Source organism: Phenylobacterium aquaticum, from assembly GCF_947378715.1.
Taxonomy (GTDB): Bacteria; Pseudomonadota; Alphaproteobacteria; order Caulobacterales; family Caulobacteraceae; genus Phenylobacterium; species Phenylobacterium aquaticum_A.
In genome coordinates, this window is the sequence record NZ_CANCLE010000211.1 from 1 (window position 1) to 5,539 (window position 5,539).

Consider the following 5,539-nt stretch of genomic DNA (forward strand, 5'->3'; position numbering starts at 1 on the left):
TGAGCCCTTCCCTCGGCTCCCCACCCTCCCTAAGGTTCCGCCAAACCTCAGGGACGCAAGGAAACCCCCATGCCGCAGATCACCGCCAACGGCCTGACCTTCGAATATGACGCTCACGGGCCGGAGGACGGCGAGGTCCTGCTGCTGATCATGGGCCTGGGCGCCCAGATGATCGCCTGGCCGATGGAGCTGGTCCAGAACCTGGCCGATCGCGGCTTCCGCGTGGTGCGCTACGACAACCGCGACGTTGGGCTGTCGCAGAAGCTGGACCACTTGGGCATGCCCGACATGGCAGCGATCTACACCGCCCTGATGGCCGGCCAGAAGCCGCCGGCCCCCTACTTCCTGTCCGACATGGCCGCCGACGCCGCCGGCCTGATGGACGCGCTCGAGATCGACCGCGCCCACGTGGTCGGCGCCTCCATGGGCGGCATGATCGCCCAGATGGTCGCCGCCGAGCATCCGCACCGGGTGCTGTCGCTGACCTCGATCATGTCGACCACCGGCAACCCCGCCCTGCCCCCGGCCAAGCCGGAAGCCATGGAGCGCCTGACCAATCGCGGTCCCGATCCGGCCGTCGACCTGGAGGCCTTCCTCGATCACGGGGTCGAGGGCGCCAAGGTCATGGCCGGCCCGGCCTTCTCGGCCGACATTGGCGAGCTCAAGGCCCAGTTGCGCGCCACCTATGAGCGGTCCTTCCATCCGGTCGGCTTCGCCCGCCAGATGGCGGCGATCGTGGCCAGCGGCGACCGCCGCGCGGCCCTGGCCGGCATCACGGCGCCGACCCTGGTGATCCACGGGATCGATGACCCCCTCGTGCAGCCCACCGGCGGCGAGGACACCGCCGCGACCATCCCCGGCGCCGAACTGCACATGGTCCCCGGCATGGGCCACAACCTGCCCAAGCCCCTGGTCGGGACCATCGCCGACCTGATCGAACGGGCCACGACGCTCGCCAAGACCAGCGTCTGAACCTGCGGTCCGGCGCCCTGGTCAGGGCGCCGGATCACAGACGCGCGCTTGCCCGTCGAATGGCGTGAACCTCCGGGCAGCTGGCGCGCTATAGCTCCGCCATGGATTCTGAAAAGACCAAGATCCTGCTGCTCGGCATCGGCGCCGCAGCCCTGCTGGGGCTCGCAGCCGGCGGACTGGTGACGCCCGATTTCGGGGCCTTGGCCATCGCCCAGGACGCCCAGCCCCTGCCGGTCCGCAAGCCGCGCGGCCTCGGACACGCACTGGCCGCCAACTGGACCAGCTTCACCGGCGAGATCCCGGACTATGTGATCGGCACGGACTGGGCCACGCCCGGCGCGGCCGCCGCCGCCCTTCAGGACGAGCCAGCCCCCGACGAACCCGCGCCGCGATCCGCGCCGGTTCACGTCCCGACCCTGGCCCAGGTGCGCGTCGAGGCCCACGCGAGCGACGCCATCGCCCAGGCCGACCTGCCCGCCGCCCCGCCGCCCTCGATGGGCGGTGACATCCTGGCTGGCCTCGACAGCTACGCCCCGCCGACACCGCCCGATCCCGGCCTCCCCCACCCGCCCGCGAACTGACGGCCCTCGCCTTTCCGGCGCTCAGGCTCTAGAGGGGGCGCATGACCGACGACGCCGTCCAGATCATCGCCCGTGGGCCCCGCGCCGTGGCCGAAGCCGCCGCCGACGCCATCGACGCCGACGTCCTGCTGGAGGGCGCGACCTATTCCATCCTGGAAGAGGACGAGGACCACGATGTCTGGCGCATCGACGCCTTCCCGACCTCCCAGGAGGAGATCGATGGCCTGGTCGCCCGGCTGGGCGAATATCCGGACCTGCGGGTGGTGGTCGAGAAGCTGGCCGACGCCGACTGGCTGGCCATGTCGTTGTCCGGCCTGCCGCCGGTGCGCGCCGGCCGGTTCTTCATCTTCGGCGCCCATGACAAGGGCCGCGCCCCCACCAACACCGTCAATCTGCGCATCGAGGCGGGCGCCGCCTTCGGCACTGGCCACCACGGCACCACGGTCGGCTGCCTGATCGCCTATGACGCCCTGCTCAAGGCCCGCCGGTTCAAGCGCGTGCTGGACGTGGGCGCGGGCACCGGGGTCCTGGCCATCGCCGCCGCCCGCACCGGCACGCCGATCGCCGTCGGCACCGACATCGACAAGCCCTCGGTCCGCATCGCCGGCGAGAACGCCAAGCTGAACCAGGCCGGCGCGCGCTTCGTCTACGCCTCCGGCCTTGGCCACCGCGCCGTCCGCGTCCAGGCCCCCTATGACCTGGTGTTCGCCAACATCCTGGCCCCGCCGCTGGTGGCGCTCGCCCAGGACATCAAGGGCGCGCTCGTCCCCGGCGGCATCGCCATACTGTCGGGCCTGCTGCGCACTCAGGAGCGCCGGGTGCTGGCCGCCTATCGCTCGCGCGGCTTCCGCCTGATGCGCCGCATCCACCGCGACGCCTGGGCGGCCCTGGTGCTCGTGAGGGCCTAGTGGCGACCGACGACGCCCCCTTCGATCTGGACCCCGAGACCGGGGACGAGGCCGAGCACGAGGAGGCCGTCGTCGAAAGCCGCCCACGGCGCAGGCTCAGGCCCTGGGTCATCGCCGTGCTGGCGGCCCTGGCCTTCCTCGTCGTCTATCTGGTTCTCAAGTCGGTCCTTGAGGGACCGCAGGCGCCCGCGCCGGCGGCCGAGAGCGGCGACAACGCCGGCCCCACAGCGCCCGACGCCTCCGCCACCAGTCCGGCCGCGCCCGCGACCCCCTCGTCAGACGCCCTGACCGCCCAGGGCACGGCCACCGGCCCCGACGCCCAGGCAACCCAGGCCGCTCAGGACAAGAGTAACCAGGACAGCTCCGCCCTGATCGGCGGCTATACCCCGTCAGACCTGCCGCACTAAACTATCGGTATCACGCTGCCGTCGAGGGACATCAGCCCCAGCTCGACATCCAGGTGCGGATAGCGGGTCAGCACCACCGATCGCAGGGCGTAGAGCTGCTTCACATGGCTCTTCAGCTCAGTGTCTGGATCCTTCACCGCCGCCTCGCCGAGCAAGAGCTTGTAGGCGCCGCAATCACGGTGATCGATGACGATCAGCCGGTGGATCTGATGCAGCTGGATCGCCAGGTCCAGGTGGGCCCAGAACACCTCGGTCCAGGCGGGATATTTGTCGTTAAGGGCGCCCAGCGAGGCCCCCGCCAGGATCAGCTGGTCATACTGCTCGGCCAGCCCCCGCTGCTCCATATAGCGGGTGATGTCGTTGGCCAGCCGGTAGTCCATGCAGTTCAGCAGCAGGGCGTCGGCATGGCCCGCCGCGAAGGCGCGCTGCGGGCTGAAGCTGGTGAGCAGCGAGACCCCGCCGCCCAGGGCGATGGCCCCCATCGCCGCGCGACGCGAAAATCCCTCGCCCCTTGGCGCGTGGTCACAACAACTCATGGTTCCCTCCCTGGCCGTCTTCGCCGCAGGGTCGCCGCGCCCGGGACAAAAGTCCACCCGACTTGGGCGGCGTCAGGCGGCGCCGATCAGCGGCTTGGCGGCCAGAGCCTCGATCCAGTGGACGACCCGACGCTTCAGCAGGTCCGACTTGCCCATCGGGCTCAGGTCCTGATCGTCCAGGGTCTCGACAATCTCATAGGCGAAGGCCGCAGGGCCATGCGCCTGGATCGCGGCCTGCAAGCCCCGGTTCGGATGCTTTCCCATCTTCAGGGTGAACCGCACCGCGTTCTCCTGGGCGGCCAGATTGGGGCTCGCCCCGATCCAGAGCTCGTCCGTCGGCAGGCATCGCAGGCCAAACACCCCGAACGGCGTCTTGGCTTCCTTATAGGCTTGGACCATGTCCCGGCGGCGTGACTTTTCCATGGGCGCACCTATGGTCCGCCCCGCGCGCCTTGTCAATTATACCCGGGCACAATTAGCCGATCCACTCCTCGGCGAGCAGGGCGTAGAGGTGGGTGTCGCGCCACGCGCCCCGGGGCTTGAGGTGCTTGCGGAAGGTTCCCTCGCGCCGCATGCCGAGCTTTTCCATGATGCCCCAGGAGCCCCGGTTCTCGACGTCGCAGGTCGCCCAGACCCGGTGCAGATTCAAGGGACCGAACGCCGCCCCCAGGATGGCGCGCGCCGCCTCCGTGCCGATCCCCCGGCCCCAGGCGTCGGGGTGAAAGCAGTAGCCGAAGTCCGCCGTGCGATGGACCTCGTCCTGGATCGCCAGACGTATGGAGCCGATCACCCGCGCCTGCGCCTTGTCCTCGACCACCAGATTGACCTCTGTTCGTGGCCAGCCGCCCGCTGCGCTCAGCCAGCGATCCAGCACTTCGCGGGTCATGGCCGGGGTGTTGGGGCCCCAGGCCATGTAGCGGACCACATCGTCGAGCTGGGCATAGGCGTGGATGTCGTCGAAGTCCTCCTCGCGCGGGTCGCGCAGGATCAGGCGTTCGGTCTCAAGCGGAAACCAGGGCGGCGTGTCGTCGGCGAGGAGGGTCATGTCGAGCTTTCCGAGGGGGGGATCGGAAGGGCTCGTCAGGCGACCCCGGCCGATCTGGCGGGGGTCCGGTCGTCTGGGCCTGGTCTAAGGCGCGCGAAGACGAACGACCCCGAGGGGGGCGTGCGAATTCGAACCACAGGCGGCGACGAAGGCGATCATGGGCGAAGACTACCCGTCTCTCGCCGGAATGCGCAAGCCGCGCCCTTTGCGACCGCCTCGCGAACCGCTTACATGCCCCCATGCACCAGACGTTCAATGAAACCACTGACCGCTCCTTTGGCCCCAGGCATGTGCCGCTGATCCGCCAGGCCATGGCCGAACAGGGGCTCGACGGCTTCCTCGTGCCGCACGAGGACGAGCATCAGAACGAGTACCTGCCCGCCGCCAATGACCGGCTGGCCTGGGCCACCGGCTTTACCGGCTCGGCCGGCGCGGCGGTGATCCTGAAGGACAAGGCCGCCGTGTTCGTGGATGGCCGCTACACGCTTCAGGTCCGCGACCAGGTGGACGCCGCCACCTTCGAGATCCGCGATCTGGTCGAGGGCGGGGTGCCCGCCTATCTGGAGGCCGCCACCGCCAGGGGCCAGGTGCTGGGCTATGACCCGCGTCTGCACAGCCCCGACGCGCTCGACCGCCTGCGCGCCGCCGCCGCCAAGACCGGCGCCCAGCTGAGGCCGGTCGAAGCCAACCCCCTGGACCTCGCCTGGGGCGCGGACCGCCCCGGCCAGCCCCAGGCCCCGGTGGTCGCGCAAGCCCTGGAATACGCCGGCGACGCCTCGGCCGCCAAGCGCGCCAGGGTCGGCGCCGACATCCAGGCCAAGGGCGCCGACGCCGCCGTCCTCACCGCCCCGTCCTCGATCGCCTGGCTGTTCAATGTCCGGGGCGGCGACGTGATCCGCTCCCCCCTGCCCCTGGGCCAGGCCATCCTCAACAGCGACGGAACGGCGCGGCTGTTCCTCGACCCCGCCAAGGTCACGGAGGACCTGCCGGCCTGGCTCGGTAACCAGGTCAGCCTGGAGACCCCGGATGACCTGCCCCAGGCCCTGGCCGACCTGGCCGGCAAGAAGGTGCTGGTCGATCCGGGCCAATC

8 protein-coding genes are annotated in these 5,539 nt (G+C 70.3%); 5 read left to right on the forward strand and 3 right to left on the reverse strand.

The features are described 5' to 3' along the window. Positions 1-69: 69 nt before the first annotated feature. The 4 genes from Q7P21_RS18975 to Q7P21_RS18990 all read left to right on the forward strand — a co-directional run bounded on the left by Q7P21_RS18975 (position 70) and on the right by Q7P21_RS18990 (position 2,868). Positions 70-972, forward strand: coding sequence for an alpha/beta fold hydrolase (locus Q7P21_RS18975; protein WP_304179575.1), 903 nt, complete (start codon positions 70-72; stop codon positions 970-972). A 101-nt stretch (positions 973-1,073) separates the two neighbouring features. Continuing rightward, positions 1,074-1,553, forward strand: a complete 480-nt coding sequence (locus Q7P21_RS18980) for a hypothetical protein (protein WP_304169273.1) — start codon at positions 1,074-1,076, stop codon at positions 1,551-1,553. A 41-nt stretch (positions 1,554-1,594) separates the two neighbouring features. Continuing rightward, on the forward strand, positions 1,595-2,461 hold the full coding sequence (locus tag Q7P21_RS18985) for a 50S ribosomal protein L11 methyltransferase (RefSeq protein ID WP_304169271.1): 867 nt from the start codon (positions 1,595-1,597) through the stop codon (positions 2,459-2,461). Then, positions 2,461-2,868 (forward strand): hypothetical protein, encoded by a 408-nt coding sequence (locus Q7P21_RS18990; RefSeq protein ID WP_304179585.1) that lies wholly within the window; start codon positions 2,461-2,463, stop codon positions 2,866-2,868. The genes Q7P21_RS18985 and Q7P21_RS18990 overlap by 1 nt, the downstream gene beginning before the upstream one ends. Here the strand turns inward: Q7P21_RS18990 and Q7P21_RS18995 are convergent. The 3 genes from Q7P21_RS18995 to Q7P21_RS19005 form a co-directional block, all read right to left on the reverse strand. After that, entirely contained in the window at positions 2,865-3,404 is a 540-nt protein-coding gene (locus Q7P21_RS18995; protein WP_304169265.1) for a carbonic anhydrase, read from the reverse strand. The two genes, Q7P21_RS18990 and Q7P21_RS18995, sit on opposite strands and share 4 nt — an antisense overlap. Positions 3,405-3,476: 72 nt before the next feature. Further along, positions 3,477-3,827: a GIY-YIG nuclease family protein gene (locus Q7P21_RS19000; RefSeq protein WP_304179589.1), complete on the reverse strand. Its 351-nt coding sequence runs from the start codon at positions 3,825-3,827 to the stop codon at positions 3,477-3,479. Between the two features lie 52 nt (positions 3,828-3,879). Continuing rightward, entirely contained in the window at positions 3,880-4,449 is a 570-nt protein-coding gene (locus tag Q7P21_RS19005; protein WP_304169259.1) for a GNAT family N-acetyltransferase, read from the reverse strand. Positions 4,450-4,688: 239 nt separating this feature from the next. On the opposite strand from Q7P21_RS19005, the gene Q7P21_RS19010 reads away from it, so the two are divergent. Continuing rightward, a partial coding sequence (locus tag Q7P21_RS19010) for an aminopeptidase P family N-terminal domain-containing protein (protein WP_304179593.1) occupies positions 4,689-5,539 on the forward strand: 851 nt, incomplete at its 3' end.